The sequence below is a fragment of the Gordonia sp. i37 genome (assembly GCF_002043085.1).
GTDB lineage: Bacteria > Actinomycetota > Actinomycetes > Mycobacteriales > Mycobacteriaceae > Gordonia > Gordonia polyisoprenivorans.
Genome location: NZ_MVPX01000532.1, coordinates 1 through 16,563 on the forward strand (window position 1 = coordinate 1; position 16,563 = coordinate 16,563).

Annotated in this window: 17 protein-coding genes and 1 pseudogene; 11 read left to right on the forward strand and 7 right to left on the reverse strand. The window is 66.6% G+C overall.

Annotation, left to right across the window (positions count from 1 at the left end; genetic code table 11):
• The first annotated feature begins 729 nt into the window (after positions 1–729).
• Positions 730–1,002, forward strand: a complete 273-nt coding sequence (locus tag B1964_RS26480) for a GlsB/YeaQ/YmgE family stress response membrane protein (RefSeq protein ID WP_006368925.1) — start codon at positions 730–732, stop codon at positions 1,000–1,002.
• 132 nt (positions 1,003–1,134) lie between these two features.
• On the opposite strand, the gene B1964_RS26485 is transcribed toward B1964_RS26480, so the two are convergent.
• A complete protein-coding gene (locus B1964_RS26485) occupies positions 1,135–1,452 on the reverse strand; it encodes a DUF2853 family protein (RefSeq protein ID WP_014358214.1) in 318 nt (105 codons plus the stop codon).
• A gap of 121 nt (positions 1,453–1,573) precedes the next feature.
• Here B1964_RS26485 and B1964_RS26490 point away from each other — a divergent pair, with 121 nt between their 5' ends.
• Complete coding sequence (locus B1964_RS26490) at positions 1,574–2,329, forward strand: DUF72 domain-containing protein (protein ID WP_172398977.1); 756 nt, start codon at positions 1,574–1,576, stop codon at positions 2,327–2,329.
• Positions 2,330–2,380: 51 nt separating this feature from the next.
• Here B1964_RS26490 and B1964_RS26495 read toward each other — a convergent pair whose 3' ends face one another.
• Positions 2,381–3,757 (reverse strand): NAD-dependent succinate-semialdehyde dehydrogenase, encoded by a 1,377-nt coding sequence (locus B1964_RS26495; protein ID WP_079931937.1) that lies wholly within the window; start codon positions 3,755–3,757, stop codon positions 2,381–2,383.
• Positions 3,758–3,984: 227 nt separating this feature from the next.
• On the opposite strand from B1964_RS26495, the gene B1964_RS26500 reads away from it, so the two are divergent.
• The 3 genes from B1964_RS26500 to B1964_RS26510 are packed head-to-tail and all read left to right on the forward strand — an operon-like array spanning position 3,985 to position 6,553.
• Positions 3,985–4,545, forward strand: coding sequence for a hypothetical protein (locus B1964_RS26500; RefSeq protein WP_079931938.1), 561 nt, complete (start codon positions 3,985–3,987; stop codon positions 4,543–4,545).
• Positions 4,542–5,561, forward strand: coding sequence for an adenosine deaminase (locus B1964_RS26505; protein WP_253194210.1), 1,020 nt, complete (start codon positions 4,542–4,544; stop codon positions 5,559–5,561). The genes B1964_RS26500 and B1964_RS26505 overlap by 4 nt, the downstream gene beginning before the upstream one ends.
• A 20-nt stretch (positions 5,562–5,581) precedes the next feature.
• Positions 5,582–6,553, forward strand: a complete 972-nt coding sequence (locus B1964_RS26510; RefSeq protein ID WP_079931940.1) for a ketopantoate reductase family protein — start codon at positions 5,582–5,584, stop codon at positions 6,551–6,553.
• Here the strand turns inward: B1964_RS26510 and B1964_RS31485 are convergent.
• Positions 6,550–6,681: a hypothetical protein gene (locus tag B1964_RS31485; protein ID WP_290440744.1), complete on the reverse strand. Its 132-nt coding sequence runs from the start codon at positions 6,679–6,681 to the stop codon at positions 6,550–6,552. The genes B1964_RS26510 and B1964_RS31485 overlap by 4 nt on opposite strands.
• Before the next feature lie 112 nt (positions 6,682–6,793).
• On the opposite strand from B1964_RS31485, the pseudogene B1964_RS30155 reads away from it, so the two are divergent.
• Positions 6,794–6,922: pseudogene (locus tag B1964_RS30155) on the forward strand (3-ketosteroid-9-alpha-hydroxylase); the annotation flags it as partial.
• 6 nt (positions 6,923–6,928) lie between these two features.
• Here B1964_RS30155 and B1964_RS26520 read toward each other — a convergent pair.
• Complete coding sequence (locus B1964_RS26520; protein WP_253194211.1) at positions 6,929–8,281, reverse strand: ricin-type beta-trefoil lectin domain protein; 1,353 nt, start codon at positions 8,279–8,281, stop codon at positions 6,929–6,931.
• A gap of 153 nt (positions 8,282–8,434) precedes the next feature.
• On the opposite strand from B1964_RS26520, the gene B1964_RS26525 reads away from it, so the two are divergent.
• Positions 8,435–9,550 carry a protein kinase gene (locus B1964_RS26525; protein ID WP_253194212.1) on the forward strand — a complete coding sequence of 372 codons (1,116 nt, stop codon included), beginning with the start codon at positions 8,435–8,437 and terminating at the stop codon, positions 9,548–9,550.
• Positions 9,551–9,867: 317 nt separating this feature from the next.
• A complete protein-coding gene (locus B1964_RS26530) occupies positions 9,868–10,749 on the forward strand; it encodes a hypothetical protein (protein ID WP_079931943.1) in 882 nt (293 codons plus the stop codon).
• Positions 10,750–10,762: 13 nt separating this feature from the next.
• On the opposite strand, the gene B1964_RS26535 is transcribed toward B1964_RS26530, so the two are convergent.
• Entirely contained in the window at positions 10,763–11,932 is a 1,170-nt protein-coding gene (locus B1964_RS26535; protein ID WP_079931944.1) for a lipase family protein, read from the reverse strand.
• A 213-nt stretch (positions 11,933–12,145) separates the two neighbouring features.
• Between B1964_RS26535 and B1964_RS26540 the strand changes: the two genes are divergently transcribed.
• The 3 genes from B1964_RS26540 (at position 12,146) to B1964_RS26550 (ending at position 14,894) form a co-directional block, all read left to right on the forward strand.
• Positions 12,146–13,006 carry an ERCC4 domain-containing protein gene (locus tag B1964_RS26540; RefSeq protein ID WP_079931945.1) on the forward strand — a complete coding sequence of 287 codons (861 nt, stop codon included), beginning with the start codon at positions 12,146–12,148 and terminating at the stop codon, positions 13,004–13,006.
• Between the two features lie 548 nt (positions 13,007–13,554).
• Positions 13,555–13,959, forward strand: a complete 405-nt coding sequence (locus B1964_RS26545; RefSeq protein ID WP_079931946.1) for a hypothetical protein — start codon at positions 13,555–13,557, stop codon at positions 13,957–13,959.
• A 443-nt stretch (positions 13,960–14,402) separates the two neighbouring features.
• A complete protein-coding gene (locus tag B1964_RS26550; RefSeq protein ID WP_079931948.1) occupies positions 14,403–14,894 on the forward strand; it encodes a hypothetical protein in 492 nt (163 codons plus the stop codon).
• A gap of 24 nt (positions 14,895–14,918) precedes the next feature.
• Here B1964_RS26550 and B1964_RS26555 read toward each other — a convergent pair whose 3' ends face one another.
• Both B1964_RS26555 and B1964_RS26560 read right to left on the reverse strand, forming a co-directional pair.
• On the reverse strand, positions 14,919–15,746 hold the full coding sequence (locus B1964_RS26555) for a helix-turn-helix domain-containing protein (protein ID WP_006368890.1): 828 nt from the start codon (positions 15,744–15,746) through the stop codon (positions 14,919–14,921).
• Positions 15,747–15,768: 22 nt separating this feature from the next.
• Positions 15,769–16,563, reverse strand: a 795-nt coding sequence (locus B1964_RS26560) for an FAD-binding oxidoreductase (protein WP_079931947.1), incomplete at its 5' end; no start/stop codon positions are given.

Here is a 16,563-nt window from a genome sequence, read left to right on the forward strand (position 1 = left end):
AATACACTATCGAGTTCTCAAAGAACACACACCCACCAACACCACCCCACAAGGCGAACATCAATGAGTTGTCGTTCAGGATTCGCCACCCAATCACGGGCAACTCGTCCAGTGTGCCAGATCCTCGCGGTGTTCGCAACTCGCTGGTCGCGGCCGTTCGGTTCTGGCGACCCCGGGTCCTCGTCCTGGCACACGACTGTGCCCGGATCGATTTGTCGGGGGCGGTCAACGTCTACCCGGTTTCCTCTCCCCTACCGAACTCCTCTCGGAGCCCTCCGGGGCGGCGCCGCGGCGCGCTGACTTCGAATAAGTTACGCACCACGGCGCGAAGTTCCAAATCCGCTGGTCAGATGCCCGCCTGCGCAGCATGTGGTCATTCGGCACGGGTGGATGCATCGCCGATTCAGGACAGCTCAGACGGCACACGATCCGGTACGGACGTACCCGTCGTCCATCGGTGTGCACCTGCGATGCTGCGCTCGGGGGGATTCGGACCGATCACCCCCGTCGGACAGACGACACGCAGAGCGGACAAGGAATCCCGTTGCGATTGGGTCGCAGTGGAGCTCGGCCGGCGTCCCACGCGATAGCGTATGTAGGACCAGCGTCCGGTTCGCCCGGATGCACTGGTCAACCGGGAGCACTGTCGCCTCGAGACCGCGGGCCGCTCTTGGTCATCATCCCGGCCGTGCGTACGCGCGACCGGACATCCACAGAGAGGTGGACACCATGCTCTGGACAATCATCAGCGCAATCGTCGTCGGTCTGATCGTCGGCGCACTCGCGCGACTGCTGATGCCGGGCAAGCAGGACATCGGCGTGATCATGACCATCGTGCTCGGCATCGTCGGGTCACTGGTCGGATCGTGGCTGACCTACCAGCTTGGCTACAACAACAGCAACGGCGGCTGGGAGGTCATCCCGTTCATCGTCGGCATCGTCGTGGCGATCGTGTTGATCGCCGGCTACCTGGCGATCCGCGGGCGTGCCGTGCGGCAATAGCTCCCAGAGACCAGTAGGCGTCCACAGCGCTGGACGTCCGACAACGCAGATGACCGCGTCCGGCCGAGGAGGCCGACGCGGTCATCTGTCTGTCCTGAGGTGTTTGACGTGGGCTTGTTGCCCCACGCACAACTACTTGAAGACGTCGAGCTTGCCGAACTTGTCGGCGAGCAGGTAGTACACCGCCAGGCGCGGATTGGACTTGCCGTCCTTCATGCCGGCCAGGACGTCGGCGATGGCCTTGTCGAGTTCGGCGTCACTCTGGGTGAGTCCGAGCTTCTTCTTCAGGAAGTTCTCGCGGACCGTCTTGAGTTCCGCGGGGTCACTGGCCGAGACCAGCGCGGCGTCGCGGTTACGCAGCGCGAGGGCGTAGGTCGACGCCATCTTGTCGATCACCGCGGTATCGGCGTTCGGTGCGTAAGCGAGAACGGTGTCACGTGCATCGGACATCGGGAGCCTCCATTGGTTGATGTCGGATTTCTTCACGGCCGTGGGTCACGTTACGCGCGTGAGCCTCCCCGGGAGGCCGACTCGAAATGAATTCTCACCTGCGTGCGTAGCATCGACGGTGATGCTGTACATCGGTACCTCCGGCTGGCAATACCGGGATTGGCGCGGACATTTCTATCCGCGTCGAATCACGCAGCGAGAGTGGTTGGCATACTTCGCTTCCCAGTTCTGCAGCGTCGAGGTCAACAACACCTTCTACCGACTGCCCGACAGGGCGACATTCGAGTCGTGGCGCGACCAGCTGCCGCCCGGATTCCGCATGTCGGTCAAGATGAGCCGCTATCTGACCCACGTGAAGCGCCTCAAGGAGGCTGCGGAACCGATTGAGCGTTTTCTCGATCGCGCTGCGGGCCTGGGCTCCCGGCTCGGACCGGTGCTGTTGCAGCTACCGCCGAACCTGCACGCCGAGCCGACGCAACTCGACGAGGTCCTGGGCCTCATCGGGAACCGAGCGCGCATCGTCGTCGAACCTCGCCACGACTCGTGGTGGTGCGACGAGGTTCGTGACGTGCTGGGCGAACACGACGCCGCGCTGTGCTGGGCGGATCGGTGCAGCAGCACTCTCACACCGCTCTGGGCGACAACCGATTTCGGGTATCTGCGCCTGCACGAAGGTCGGTCGTCGCGGTCGGTCGCCTACGGGCATGGCGCCATCGACTCCTGGCTGCGGCGAATCGCGGAGCACTTCGACGACTCCCACGACGTGTACGTGTACTTCAACAACGACACCGGCGGCGCGGCAGTCGACAACGCGCTGACCATGATCCGCCGCGCCCGGGCCGCCGGGATGTCGGTGGCGAGCCCGGCGCGGCGGTGAGTCCTTCGCTATTCCCTCAGCTGTCGCTACTCCCTCAGCTGTGCGCGGGGCTCACTTCGAGGAGGTGCGGCGCAAACGGGTGTTGACGAATTCGCCCATCCCCCATCGGCCGAGTTCACGCCCGAAGCCGGACCGCTTGACCCCGCCGAACGGCAGACCCGGCAGCGTCGTCCCGTGCTCGTTGACATAGGCCATGCCGACGTCGAGCCGGTCGGCGACCTGCGCGGCCTTCTCGAGATCGGTGCCCCAGACCGAACCGCTGAGCCCGAACTGCATGTCGTTGGCCAGGGTCACCGCCTCGTCCACCGACCGGTAGCGGTAGACCATCGCCACCGGGCCGAAGATCTCCTCGGAGTAGGCGTCCATATCCGGGGTGATGTCGGTGAGCACGGCGGGCTGCAGGAATGCACCGTCCCGATCGAGCGGAGTGCCTCCGGTGCGCAGCGTCGCGCCCTGGCTGACCGCGGTCTGCACTTGTTCGGCGACGGTATCGCGCGCCTCGACCGACGACAGCGGCCCGACACGGGTATCGGTATCGGTCGGATCACCGACCACCGCGTCGTCGAATGCCGTGACCAGCCCGTTGACGAAGTCGTCGTAGAGCGCATCGGGCACGATGAATCGCTTGGGCGAATTACATGCCTGTCCGGTATTCGACAGTCGCGCACGGGAGGCCACCTTGATGGTGCGGCCCAGGTCGGCGGTGTCGAGGAGGATGAACGGGTCTGATCCGCCGAGTTCGAGGACCGATTTCTTCAGGTTCTTCGCCGCCACCTCGGCCACCGCCGCACCGGCCTTCTCGCTCCCGGTCAGCGACACGCCGCGAACCGCGTTGTGCTCCAAGAGCTTCGCCACCTGATCGCTGTTGGCGTAGGCGTTGATGTAGGCGTCCTCGAGGACTCCCGCCTCGTGCAGGATCTCGGCCATGAGTGCCGACGAGGCCGCGCAGATCGATGCGTGCTTGAGGATGATGCTGTTGCCCAGCATCAGGTTCGGCGCAACGAAACGCGCCACCTGGTAGTAGGGATAGTTCCAGGGCATCACACCCACGAGCGGGCCTATCGGCTTGTGCTGCACCAAGGATTCGGCAGCACCCTGCGGATCCAGTGGTTCGTCGACGAGCAAGTCGGGGCCGTGCTCGGCGTACCAGCGGTAGATGTCGGCGGCGAGCTGCACCTCCCCGGCGGCTTCCTTGGTGACCTTGCCCATCTCGGTCGTGATGGCAGCGGCGAGCTCGTCGGACCGCTTCTCGTACAGATCCGCGGTGCGGGCCAACGCTTCTGCGCGTTCGGTGACGGGCACGTCGCGCCAGCGTTCGTATCCGCCGAGGCTGCGTCGGGCGAGTTCGTCGATCTGATCATCGGAGAGCATGGCGAACTCGCGTTCGGTGATTCCCGTTGTCGGGTTGGTCGTCACATATGCACTCATGACCCGACGCTACGCGCGCCAACCGCGACCCTGTGGGCGATATGTCCGCTTTGTGGTTGCCGTGGCCCGCAGGGGCCGGAGGGGCGCGCGTCGACGATGCACAGATTTCTCCGTGTCCACAGGTCGGGTGCCTCATCGGTCACCGGGGCGCGCAGCGGTCGGCACTCCGCCTACCGTGCGAAGCGAGCCGGCCGGAGTCGGCGCCGCCACCGATGAAGGGAAAGCGCATGTACGACAGCATCTTCGGGGAGTTCGAACGGCACGGCCACGTCGACACCCCGTCACCGCCGCCACCCGAGGCGGTCATCGACGGGGCGGAGCGGACAAGGAGCGCAGCGCATCTGCGGGCGCTGGTGATCGGGTCGCTGGAGGTCCTCGGGTCGCTCGACGAGGAGACCGGCCCGACATTCGAGTTCGATCCCGAGGGCGTGCTGACCATCCCCACCGAACCCTTGTCCCTCCGACTCGTGGTCAATCCGTCCGTGCCGGTGATCGAATTATCAACAACGCTCGCCGACGGTATTCGCCCCTCGAGCGCCGTAGCCGAACTGATCTGCCGCCCGCTGTCGAATCCGTTCGTGACCCTGACGCTGCACGAACAGACCGTCCGGGCACGATTGTCGCTGGAGTCCACGGTCTTCCACATCGAGAACTTCGAGTCTGCGCTGGGCAATTGGGCGGTTTTCCTGCGAGAGGAGGCACCTGCGTTGGCAGAGGCGCTCGCGGCGTACTCGACCCCGCACTCGGATCGGGTCGCGTCGGCCCCACCCATGCCCCGGGCCTCATGACAAAATGGTCGGTCATGGACCACCGGGCGTTGACGGCCTTACCGAAGGCCGAGTTGCACGTGCACATCGAGGGCACGCTCGAACCCGAGATGGTGTTCGCGCTCGCCCAACGTAACTCGGTGACACTGCCGTACGCCGACGTCGCCGCACTGCGAGCGGCACACGCGTTCACCGATCTGCCGCACTTTCTCGATCTGTACTACGCGTGCATGGCCGTGTTGCGAACCGAGCAGGACTTCGCCGACCTCGCGCAGGCCTACATACGCACAGCGGCGTCGCAGGGTGTGCGCCACGCCGAGGTCTTCTTCGATCCGCAGGCGCACATCGTGCGCGGGGTGCCGGTGGACGTCGTGGTCACCGGGTTGCGACGCGGCCTGGACGCCGGCGAGGCCGAAACCGGCCTGTACGCAGACCTCATCGCATGCTTCCTGCGCGACCGCCCGGTCCGGGAGGCGCACGAGACGCTCGACGCGCTCACCCCCCATCTCGGCTCGATCATCGGGGTGGGCCTCGACTCGGCCGAAGTGGGGTTCCCGCCCGGCCAGTTCGCTCCGGTCTTCGACCGCGCCCGCGAGGCCGGACTGCATGTGGTCGCACACGCCGGGGAGGAAGGACCTCCGGACTACATCTGGGAGGCCCTGGACACTCTCGGCATCGAACGGGTCGATCACGGCATCCGCGCCCTGGAGAGTCCCGAACTCGTTCGGCGCCTGTGCGCCGATCGCATGCCGTTGACCGCCTGCCCGCTGTCGAACGTGCGCTTGCGATGCGTGCCGACACTTGCCGAGCATCCGCTGCCGCGAATGCTGGCCGAAGGTCTGACCGTCACCATCAATTCCGACGATCCGGCGTATTTCGGCGGGTATGCCGGAGATACGTTCATCGCAATCGCCGATGCATTGGATCTCTTGAGCGCCGATCTGATCACCCTGGCTCGCAACTCTTTTGCCGCCTCGTTCATCAGCGAGGAGGACCGGAATCGCTGGTCGGACGAGCTGGCGGACCCGCCGGCCTGACGCGTCCTACCCTGGAGATCATGCGAGTTGTGATCTACGGGGCGGGCGCGATCGGTGGGGTCATCGGCGCACACCTGCATGCGAACCGAACCCCGACGACGTTGGTCGCGCGGGGTGCGCATCTGGCGGCGATGCGCGAGCACGGACTCGTCCTCGACCCCGCCGAGGGCCGTCAGGTACATCGGATTCCGGTGGCAGCCAACGCCGGTGAGATCGAATGGACCGACGACACCATGGTGTTGCTGTGCGTCAAGAGTCAGCAGAGTGCCGACGCCCTCGACGACCTTCGGGCGCATGCGCCTGCGGACACACCGATCGCGTCGGCGCAGAACGGGGTCGCCAACGAGCCGGCGATTCTGCGTCGGTTCGCCCGGACGTACTCGGTGTGCGTGATGCTGCCGGCGTTGCACCTCGAACCGGGCGTGGTGGTGCAGGGGTCTGCGGCGCGTCCCGGCATCCTCGATGTGGGCCGCTTTCCGGCCGGCACCGATGAGGTGACCGAGCAGATGACGGAGCGTTTTCGTGCGGCCGGATTCCCCTCCGAACCCCGCGCGCAGATCATGGCGTGGAAATACCGCAAGCTGATCATGAACCTCGTGAACGGGATCGACGCCTGCTACCGCAATGACGTTGCAGCACATCGGGAATTGGTGACACGCGCACGCGCCGAGGGCGAGGCGGCACTCGCTGCAGCGAGGATCGAAACGGTAAGCGTCGAGACCGATCGCGAGCGCCGCGCCGACCACATCGTGCGCCGCGACACCGGGGAGGACAGCTACGGAAGCTCGACCTGGCAGAGCATCGCGCGTGGTGCCAGCAACGTCGAAATCGATTACCTGGCAGGAGAAATCGTCCTGTTGGGACGTCTGCACGGTGTGGCAACCCCGGTCAACGAACTCGTACAGGCGGCCACGACGCGCCTGGCTCGTGAACGCCTTCCGGCCGGGAGCCTGGATCCGGTGGAGGCGTTGGCGGGGCTACTCCCAGGCTAAGCTTCGGACTGAGCCGTGCCCGACGACGAGTGCAGGTGATCGGACTCGTTGACCGCCAGGATCTCCCGATATCCGTCGGGCTCGGCAAGCACCCGGGTGACCGAGGTGTAGTTCGTTTGGACGAACATCCAGCCGCGCGAGTCCGAGCACATGGGTGAGGTAGGCGTTGATGACCCCGCCGTGGCACACGACGGCCACTCTGAATTGCGCTGCCGACGCCGAGATCACCCCCTCGATACCCGGCTGGTCTCGGGCACCGTCGACCACGGGAACGGCATCGCGCTCGAACCCGAGGACATCGACGACGGCTACCTCCTGGCGTGTCAGGCAACGCCTCGCTCGGCCGAGGTGGAGATCGAGATCGAGTAATCGGCGTCAGCCGTTGTAGGCCCAGACCGACACCCAGTCGACCTGCAGGTGCCCGGAGCTGGTGCCGTTGCCGTTGGTCTCGGCCTGCAGTTGCCAGCGCATTGGGCCCGAGGGCACCCAGGCGGTGGTGTCGAGGACGACGGTGTTGTCGAGCAGGTAGCGGATGCGGCCGGGACTCCATTCCATGGTGTAGGTGTGCCAGCTGGTGAACGTGGCCCCTATGTCGGTGGCGACGGCCTGACAGCTGACGCACGAACCGAGGCCGGAGTAGTGGTGATAGCCCTTGGCGATGCCCGCGAGGGAACCCTCGGGGAAGTCGAATTCACCGCCGGCGGGCCATTGTTCGGACTGCGGCCAGAGCAGGAAGGCCACATAGTATTCGGACAGTCCCGGACGGTCGACGCGCATTCGCACCGAATAACGCCCGTAGGTCTGGTATTGGCTCGATCCGGTGATCAGCGGCGACGGATTCGCACCGGCGGGTTTTCCATCGACCTGATGGAGAAAGAAATCGAGCATGCCGCCGTCGACCGAGAGCACCGCGTCGGGGCGATAGGGCCGTTTCTGATACGTGTCGAGATAGCACTGGGGATAGGTGCGCCATTTCTGGCCCTGCGCGCCGGTGTAGACGATCTTGTCGGGCTCGCACGAATTGGCCCACGAGCCGAGTGCCGCGTTCTTGGTGAACTCGTCGGCGAAGATGTGGCGCCATCCGGCGAGGTCCACGGTGGGGGCCGCCTGGCCGGACGGGCTGGTCACCGCGGCGGGAGCGCTCGTCGTGGTGGTGGGTGGCGTGGTCGTGGGTGGCGTGGTCGTGGGTGGCGTGGTCGTGGGTGGCGTGGTCGTGGCAGGAGTGGTTGTGGTGGGTGTTGCCGCGGCCGAGGCCAGCGTCCATCGTTGTGCCGTCGTCCCAGCACAGGTCCGCAGCGAGACGGCGCCGTTTGCGGCGGTCAGGCAGTAGCTGCCGTAGTTGGGGCGTAGCGAGTCGTTGGCGCCTTGACCCCAGACCTGGGCCGGCGAGGTCGTGCAGGTCGCGATCTCGAGGTTGCGGCCGTTGGCGATGACCGCCCCGACCGGTTGCAAGCAGAAGCCCTGCACGCGAGCCCGGCCGTCGGCGCCGACCGTCCACTGCTGATTGATCCCGTCGTGGCATTCGTACAGCAGTACCCGGTTGCCGGAACGGGCCGCGGCATCGGAGTTGTCCAGGCATTGCCCGTTGAGGACGGATTTGACCGTGAATGATGAATCGGCGGCCGATGCCGGTCCGTTGGCGAGCACCATTCCGGCAATGCCGAGAATGCTGCAGACAACAACGCACACCGCTTTTCGCACCGGCCCGTTCCTGATTCCTCGCTTCATACCTGATGATTATTTGGCATTCCTGCCGTGGGAATGATTGCATTTGGGAAAACAGTACGAAACCGGCAGAATGCGCGAGCCACCCTCGGCGACGCGTGTGTCGTGCTGCCGGTACGGCGAGAGCCCGTCGGACCCATGCCCTACCGTGGTGGCGTGACTGGGGCACGTCAGCCGCTCCGTGCGGGTCAGATCATCGTCGGCGACACCGGACTGCGCTACCGGATCGACGGGCTCCTCGACGGCGGCGGCTTCGGCCACGTCTATCGCGCATCACGGCTGGCGTCGTCGAGCGATCGGGTGACGCGCAAGGTCTGCGTCAAGGTGTGTGCGAGCGCCGCGGACTGGCACGGTGAGGCGCACATGGGGCATCTGCTCGCCGGCCGGCGGGAGGTGGTCGCGCTGCTCGACGCCTTCGCCTTCGGTTCCGGTCCCGGCCGCATGACGCGCTATGTCATCGTCACCGAGTGGATGCGCGAGGGTACGGTCGGCGATCTCGTGGCCGACGGCGTGTGGGCGGGATGGCGTCCGGCACGGGTCCGTCGTGAGATCCGCGGCCTGCTCGGTCTGCTCACCGTGATGCACGCGGCCGGCGTCACCCACCGCGACATCAAGCCCGACAACGTCTTCCTGCGCGACGGCCGGCTGGCCCTCGGAGACTTCGGGATCGCCAAACATGCACTGACACCCCGGCATTCACCACTGGACGCCTACACACCGGCATACATGCCCGCCGATGTCGACGACTACCGTCACTGGGCGACGTGGTTCGACATCTATCAGCTCGGCCTGCTCACCTGCACCCTGTTGACCGGGGCGGACTGGACCAACGACGACATCTCCCGCATCCGCGACCTCGACGCGCCCGAGGATCTCAAGTGCTGGATCTGGCACGCGACCGCGGCCAAGGGCACCCGCTACGTCGACGGCACACAGGCTCTGCGCGCACTGACCGATCTCCACAAGGTCGACATGAGTCCGGCACGCGGGCCGGCACGACTGGCCGGACACCGCGTGGTGATCACCGGCCGGTTCAGCACCGGCACCCAACAGGAACTGACCACGCTCATCGAGGAATCCGGGGCGGCGGTGCAGTCGATGGTCGGCGACGACACCACCGTCCTCGTGCGCGCCCATCAGATCGACCGCGGCCTCGGGGCGCACGAGGGCCGCAAGCTGTTTGCCGCGCGGGAACGCAAACGGCGCGGCCAGGCACTGCACGTGATCGACGAGGACCGTCTGTGTCGGCTGATCGGGCTGACCCCCGTCTGAGTCCCCTGTAACACGGGGCGGTGTCGCGCCGATCACACCGGCACCGGTCTGAGTCGGGACGTGCTGAACAGTGGGTGTCGCGGTGTCGACGAGTCGTCGACATCGCGGTACCGCGACGGTGTGTGCGCCCGGGTCCTACGAATGGGGGGATCCTCGCGCGCGATGCGGCACTCGGTGGTGGGGATCCGTAACCTCGCAACCAGATCATGATGCAAGCCCGGTCATGATGCGGCCGGTCAGAATCGGGTCGGGCCGTAGCGGGGCCGGATCGCCGAGCGCGGGCCAGCAGAGGGTTTCACCCGGATGAGAGGTGTGCCATGGGCGCAGACGACATGCGTGCAGACGACATGCGTGGGGACGTCGACTTCGACACGGCCGTCAACGAGGCCTGGGCCCGATATCGGCACCTGCTCGCCGCTCTTCTGTCCGACCTCGACGACAGGCAGGAACTCATCGTCGAACAGAACCTCGAGATCCCCGAGGGGTCCCACGGCGTGCTGAGCTTCTCCGCCGACGACGACCGCATCGTGTGCACAATCGTCGAGGGCGATCTGCATCCGCATCCCGACGTACTGCGCGAGAACATCGCCGATCTCGAGCTGCTCGGCTGGGATCGCGATGATGGTGACGGATCGTTCACCTCCGCGGCCGATCGAGCGCAGGTCGATGCTCTCGCCGCGCTGGCCACCACCACACTGATCGAGATCTGGGGAGTCGGGCATCCGGCCTTCCTCACCGGGGACGTACCGGCCCGGCGCGAGCCGGCACTCGAGGTGATCGCCCTACCCGCACGGCACAGCGACCTGCGGGCGATGGTGCTCGAGGCGCTCGAGTCCATGTCGGGGCATCCGGTGCTGGTCGACGACGACGGTGACATTCCGTTGCCGACCGGTGAGGTCAAGTCGTGGCTGCGGATCCTGCCCGCGCGCCCGACCTTGGAGTTCTTCGGCACCGTCGTCGACCACGTCACGGATCTGCCTGCGGCCTACCGCTTCGTGGCGACCGAGACGCTGCCGTACACCGGGATCAAACTCGTCGTGCACGACACCTGCATCGTCGCCGTACTGACGGTGGAGGCCACCGCGTTCTCACGCCACAATGTCGCGGCCGGCATCGGCCAGTGGTTGCAGTTCGTCGAGGAGGTGCGCCCGGAGATCGTCGCGGCACTCACCCACGACGCCTGCGGGCCGGATCTCTGAGGCGCGTCCCGACCTACCGCGCCCACTGCAGCGTGTTGGCCCACTTGAGTGCCGCGGTCTCGGAGTATGCGCCGAGTCCGTGCTGGTCGTTGTAGGTCTGATAGTCGATGCGGGCGCCGTCGGCGCGAGCACGGTCGACCCACGCCGAGGTCAGCGGGGCCGGCGCGACCACGTCGAGCGTGCCCTGCTGGATGAGCATCGGAGCGCGGTAGCCGGCGTCGGGGACGGCAGAGAGCTCATGCACCACGCCGATCAGCGGCCCCTCGGCCAGTGGTTTGGTCACCATCTGGCCGACGTTGTACTGCCGCGTCGAGGGACTGAACTCCGGATAGCACTGTGTCGCAGCATCTTCGACGAGTTCCTTACCCAGCGGCGTGAGGTAGGAGTCGACGTCGACGTCGGGTCGCGCGGCCTTCACACCGGCGAGCACGTAGGAGACGTAGGTGACGTAGTCGGGAATCGCGACGGGCGGGACGCCTGGTGCGACGACCTTCAACAGTTGCGAGGTGTCGACGGGCACCGAGCTGGCGGCAACCCCCACGTTGTGGAGTTCGGGTGCGTAGGTGGGTGCGAGATGTCCGGCCCAAACCGCGCTCTGGCCGCCCTGGGAGCCGCCGGAGGTGAGATAGTCGGTGCCGGCTCGGGTATCGGAGTACTGGGCGACGACGGTCCGCGCGGCGCGTACCGAGTCGATCACGTTCTTGCCCTGCATCTCTCCGTCGGCGTAGGGATGCACGCCCGGTCCGCCGACACCCGCGTACTCGGTGGCGGTGATGACGTAGCCGTCGTCGAGCCAGGGGCCCATCCAGTCGTGCCAGCGTTCCTTGCCGTCGACGCGGACGCCCATCCGGTCGGTGACCGTGCAGCCGTCGCCGAGTCCGGCGGTTCCGTGCGCCCACGCAAAGATGCGGTAATCACCGCCGTGCGGGTTCTTCTCGGGGATGGAGACGGTGCCGCGGACGGGGATCAGCTCACCCTGGGCGTTCTCCGACAGGTAGGTCATGGCGATCACCTGCCGGGCGCCGGTCATGCGGGCGTCCTTCTGATCGGTGATGTCGGTGGAACTGATCACCGTGCCCGCGCCGGCCTTGGACGTGAGACTCGGCGCCGCCTGTGCAGTTGGTGACCCGGGCAGGGGCGACCACAACAGGGCGACCACTCCGATCAGTAGTGCACCCAGCACCAGTCCTCGTCGACGCACTGCAGCAGTCCCCTCTTCCTCTTCGCTCGCGGGCCGCGGCCCGCAGCACACCGGACTTCCCCAATGTCGGTTAGGTTAACCTAAGCGGCCGCGGGTCCGGTCGGGCGGGATGGACCAGAGCAGGTTGTTGCAGATGAGAGCGTCTCCTCGGCCGGTCGGGGTGACTGCGCCCCCTCGATCCGGCACCCTGGTCGTGTGCCGGACGACCTGCTGATCGCGCGCAATCCCGAGGAGGGCACGTCGCTGCCCTACCTCGTACGTTTGCCCCTGGGCGCCGACGGGATCGTGTTGAAGACCCGGGAGACGTGGCCGCGCACCACCAAGGTGTATTGCCAGCGGGTCGCCGAGTGGCCGGACGACCCCGAGATCGTCGAATGCCTGGCGGTGCGTTCGATCAGCCGTCGCGGCGCGGCCATCGACCTGGTGCTCGAACGCGGACGGGAGAACCGCTCGCAGTTCGTGCTCACCCGCGCCCGCGGGCGCGAGATGGTGTTCTGGCAGTCGCGACGCACCGCCAAACAGGCTCGACCGAACGTGACGGTCCCCAAGGCGCGGGCGCACGGTCGCGTGGTCGACATCGTCGTCGACACCCGAGAACGCTACGGCTACAAGTTCTCTGCGCAGCAGGCGCAGACCAGCAAGCGGGGCCTGCCGGTCGGCGACTACGCGGTCTTCGACGGCGACGATCTGGTGGCCACCGCCGAACGCAAGAGCATCGAGGACCTCGCGTCGAGCCTGTTGTCGGGAAAGATGACCTACCTGCTGGCCGATCTCGCCGCACAGCCGCGCGGCGCGGTGATCGTCGACTCCGGGTACTCGAAGATCTTCAAACTCGAACACGCCCCGGCCTCCTCGGTGGCCGATGCCGTCGCCGAGGCGCAGGCCCGGTTCCCGACGGTGCCGATCGTGTTCTGCGAAACGCGTGCACTCGCACAGGAGTGGTTGTACCGCTGGTTCGGTGCCTGCCTGGCCGAGTGGGATCTCGACCGGGCGGGAAAGAGTTCGCCGACGCAGCTCAGTGGTGGGGATGCGGGTGCGTCGACGTCGATCGAATGAATCTCGGTCGGACATTTGCCGCAAAGCGGTTCGATTGATCGCCGCGCGCCGCACCCGCGACTAGATTCGCAACGGATCACGTCCGCTTCTGCACCCGAAGTGGTCGCAAACCGTTGCTGCGCAACCGTCATCGCGTAGATTGACTGCCAGCCACGATGGCCCGACGCCGCGCGGCTCGCACGATCGAGGGGGAAATGGTGAACACTCCGAACCCGCCCTACGGGCAACCCGGCCCGTACGGGCAACAGCAGCCGGGCCAACCCCGGTACGGGCAACCCCACTACGGGCAGCCGCCTGGCCCGGGTCAACCGTCGTACGGCCAGCAGCCCCAGTATCGACAGCCGCCCGGCCCGGGGTACGGCGCGCCCCCGGCGGGCCCGCCCCAGTACGGTGCTCCCCCATCTGCTCCGCCCCCATCTGCTCCGCCCCCGTCTGCTCCATCCCAGTACGGCCGGCCGCCGGCGCCGCAACCCCCGAATCCGGCTCCACTGCAGAAGAATCCGGCTCCGGGCGCCTATCATCCGGGCGGTGGGCAGGGCGCGCCGCCGGTGCAGGCGGGTCAGCAGCAGGGTGTCGCCATCGACGCGAAGTTCTTCCCGCTGATGTGGTTGCTGTACTTCATCAAGCCGAAGATCGTCGTCGACGGCCACGAGCTTCCCGGCACGTGGGGCCGCAACGAGATCCCGCTTCCGCCGGGACAGCATCACGTGCACGTCCACGTTCCGTACTTCCTGCCCCCGCGGATCGGGCCCGCCGATTACCCGGTGCTCGTGCAGCCCGGACAGGGCGTCGAGCTGGAGTATCGGGCACCGGTGTGGGCGTACTCCCGCGGTTCGCTCGGCCCTGCGCCGCAGCAGTACAACGGCGTTGGTCTGGCGATCGCGATCTCGGTCATCCCGATCGTGCTGATTGTGCTCATCGTCATCCTGAACGTGGCGATCGCCACGAGTTGATCGTGCCCGCAGACACACGCGAACAACCCCGCCCGGCGTCGGTGGGCGGGGTTGTTCGTGTCGCGCACGGCTCAGCGCGCAGAGCGCTGTCTCACTGCCACACCCAGAGCCACCGACGCGAACGCGGGTCGTAGCGACGGACGCGGCGGCGACGCTGGACCGGGGCGGGGTTGTTGTTGCGACGGGGTTCGGCCATGATCGGCTCCTCTTTCGTTGACACTTCCGAGATCCGCTGTGTGCGTTTCTCTCTGACGTGTTCCACGATGCACGGTCAGGCTTGACGCACGATGCCCGTCGGCTTGGGGGTTGCTGTCTCCCATGAAATGTGGCGTGGGTCACCATGATCCGGGTGGTTGCGAGCACAGTGCGCGAATCTTGACGACATCTTGGCGCCGGTATCCCTGTTGCCGCGCCGCAGAGCCGGGTAGACCGAAGAGGTGAGCTTGTTCGAGCTGCTGCCCTCTCTGAAAGGCGTTCTGGTGTCCCGATCTTTCGATCCCACGCTCTGGCCGGTCCCCATTCACTCGTCGGGGAACGATCTCTTCATCGGTGAGACCGACCTGCGCGCCGAATCACTGCGTCACACAACGGGATTCTTCGTCGACGCCGCAGGCGAGCCGCGCTGCCCGTCGACCGATGAGTGCGGTGCTGTAACACACTCGGTTCTGGTCACCAGGATCATCGCGGCGCACGTCACGGGTGGACGGGCGGTGGTGCGTGTCGATGCGGCGTTGCCGCTGACCACCGCGATCGCCGATGTGGCGTTCGTCGGTGTCGGTCTGGCCGGAGCCACCATGGCCGACATCACCGTCGTCGACACCGCCGGGCATCGACGAACGGTGCATGCCGAGTTGCCGGCCGGCGTCATCGCCACCGGGACGCTGGTGATCGCATTGCGTCCGGTCGCCGACCGGGCCGCCGTCGTCGCCCGATAGCCGATAGACGGTCCGGAGACCGCCTCAGACCGCCGAATCCGGGAACGCGATGACCGACAGGAAGCGGATCGGCAGTTCGATGAGCGCGACCGGCCCGTGGGGGGCCTCACCGTCGAGTTGCATGGAATCACCGGGCGCGAGGCGGTACACGCTGCGCCCGTGCGCGTAGTCCATGACGCCGTCGAGCATGTAGAGGAACTCGGTGCCGGGGTGCTGGAACAGCGGCTGTGTGATCGAGTCCTCGTTGAGCGTCACGAGTAGGCATTCGAGACGTTTGTGCTCACCGCGCAACGACCCGAGTAGCTCGTACTCGTGGCCCTCCTTGGACCCCGATCGCACGATCCGCGAACCCTCCCCCGCCTTGACGTACACCGCCGATCGCTCGACGTCGGCGCCCCGGAACAGCGAGGTCACGGCGACGTCGAAGGCTGTCGCCAGCCGCGCGAGAGTGCTGAGACTGCACGAGGTCTGGGCGTTCTCGATCTTCGACAGCATCGCCTTGGAGATGCCGACGCGTAACGCCATGTCGCCGACGGTGAGACCCTGCTGCTGACGCAGGCGCCGGACGTTGGCGGCAATCGCGGTCTCGAGCTCGAGTTCCTCGACGGACTGATCGGTGGGCCGGTCACGGGCGATGCCGGACTGGTTACGAATCAGCGGATCGTCACCGACTCCTGCCGGTTGCACCGCCACTGCCTGATCGATCCCCGTCGATTCGTCGGACTCCGCCACCGGGCCAGCATATCGGGAGACGTCGTCCACTGTGGGGAACCGTGGCAGCTCGGCGATGAGTCCCGACCGCCGGTCCTCGGGCAGCTCGGCGACGCGGACCCCGCCGTTCAGGGCGCACATGGTGTACCCCGCACGACAGGTCTCACCGCATCTCCCCCGCGCCCACGTAGGGGAAGCGGGTCTTGAGCAGGTCGCCCTCGGCGAACCGGGACAACCGGAAGTCCGACTCCGGGATACGCGGGTCGTTGCTGTGACCATCGACGACGAGGTCGGCGACCAGCCGCCCGACGGCCGGCGAGATCTTGAAACCGTGCCCGCTGAAGCCCGCGGCGATCACCAGTCCCTCGAGCGGACCGGTGGAGATGATCGGATTCCAGTCCGGGGTCACGTCGTAACACCCGGCGTAACTACTGGTGATGGCCGCGTCGGTGAACTGCGGGAAGCGGGTACCGACCTTGTCGACGGTCAGATCCAGGAACGCCTCGTCGGCACGATTGAGGTAGTTGTCGGGGTCGGCGATCTCCAGCTCGGCGAGATCGCTGTTGCCGAACAGGATCTCACCGCGGACATCGGGCCGCACGTATTGCAGTGAGACGAGGTCGGAGAACACCGGCACCTTGCCGAGTTCCATTCCGGGGTGGATCATCACGATCTGCTCGCGGTGGACCTCGATGGGGACATCGATGCCGTGGGCTGCGAGGAACGGGCGCGTCCAGGCGCCGGTCGCGACGACGACGGTCTCGGCCGAGATCGTCGATCCGTCAACCAGTCTCACGCCGGTGACGTCGTCGCCGTCGACGATGAGACCGGCAACCGGCGTGCTCTGGCGGATGCGGATTCCACCGGCGCGCGCCGATGCGGCGAAGGCCTGCGCGGTCTGATACGCATCGCCGTACCCGCCGCGTTCCTCCCAGCCGAACGCCGCGAACGGCTCCAG

Coding starts and splice junctions, on each gene's coding strand:
- B1964_RS26500 (WP_079931938.1), top strand. CDS start 3,985: ATGTACGACAGCATCTTCGGGGAGTTCGAACGGCACGGCCACGTCGAC.
- B1964_RS26520 (WP_253194211.1), bottom strand. CDS start 8,281: ATGAAGCGAGGAATCAGGAACGGGCCGGTGCGAAAAGCGGTGTGCGTT.
- B1964_RS26530 (WP_079931943.1), top strand. CDS start 9,868: ATGGGCGCAGACGACATGCGTGCAGACGACATGCGTGGGGACGTCGAC.
- B1964_RS26495 (WP_079931937.1), bottom strand. CDS start 3,757: ATGAGTGCATATGTGACGACCAACCCGACAACGGGAATCACCGAACGC.
- B1964_RS26485 (WP_014358214.1), bottom strand. CDS start 1,452: ATGTCCGATGCACGTGACACCGTTCTCGCTTACGCACCGAACGCCGAT.
- B1964_RS26555 (WP_006368890.1), bottom strand. CDS start 15,746: ATGTGCGCCCTGAACGGCGGGGTCCGCGTCGCCGAGCTGCCCGAGGAC.
- B1964_RS26510 (WP_079931940.1), top strand. CDS start 5,582: ATGCGAGTTGTGATCTACGGGGCGGGCGCGATCGGTGGGGTCATCGGC.
- B1964_RS31485 (WP_290440744.1), bottom strand. CDS start 6,681: ATGTTCGTCCAAACGAACTACACCTCGGTCACCCGGGTGCTTGCCGAG.
- B1964_RS26480 (WP_006368925.1), top strand. CDS start 730: ATGCTCTGGACAATCATCAGCGCAATCGTCGTCGGTCTGATCGTCGGC.
- B1964_RS26505 (WP_253194210.1), top strand. CDS start 4,542: ATGACAAAATGGTCGGTCATGGACCACCGGGCGTTGACGGCCTTACCG.
- B1964_RS26490 (WP_172398977.1), top strand. CDS start 1,574: ATGCTGTACATCGGTACCTCCGGCTGGCAATACCGGGATTGGCGCGGA.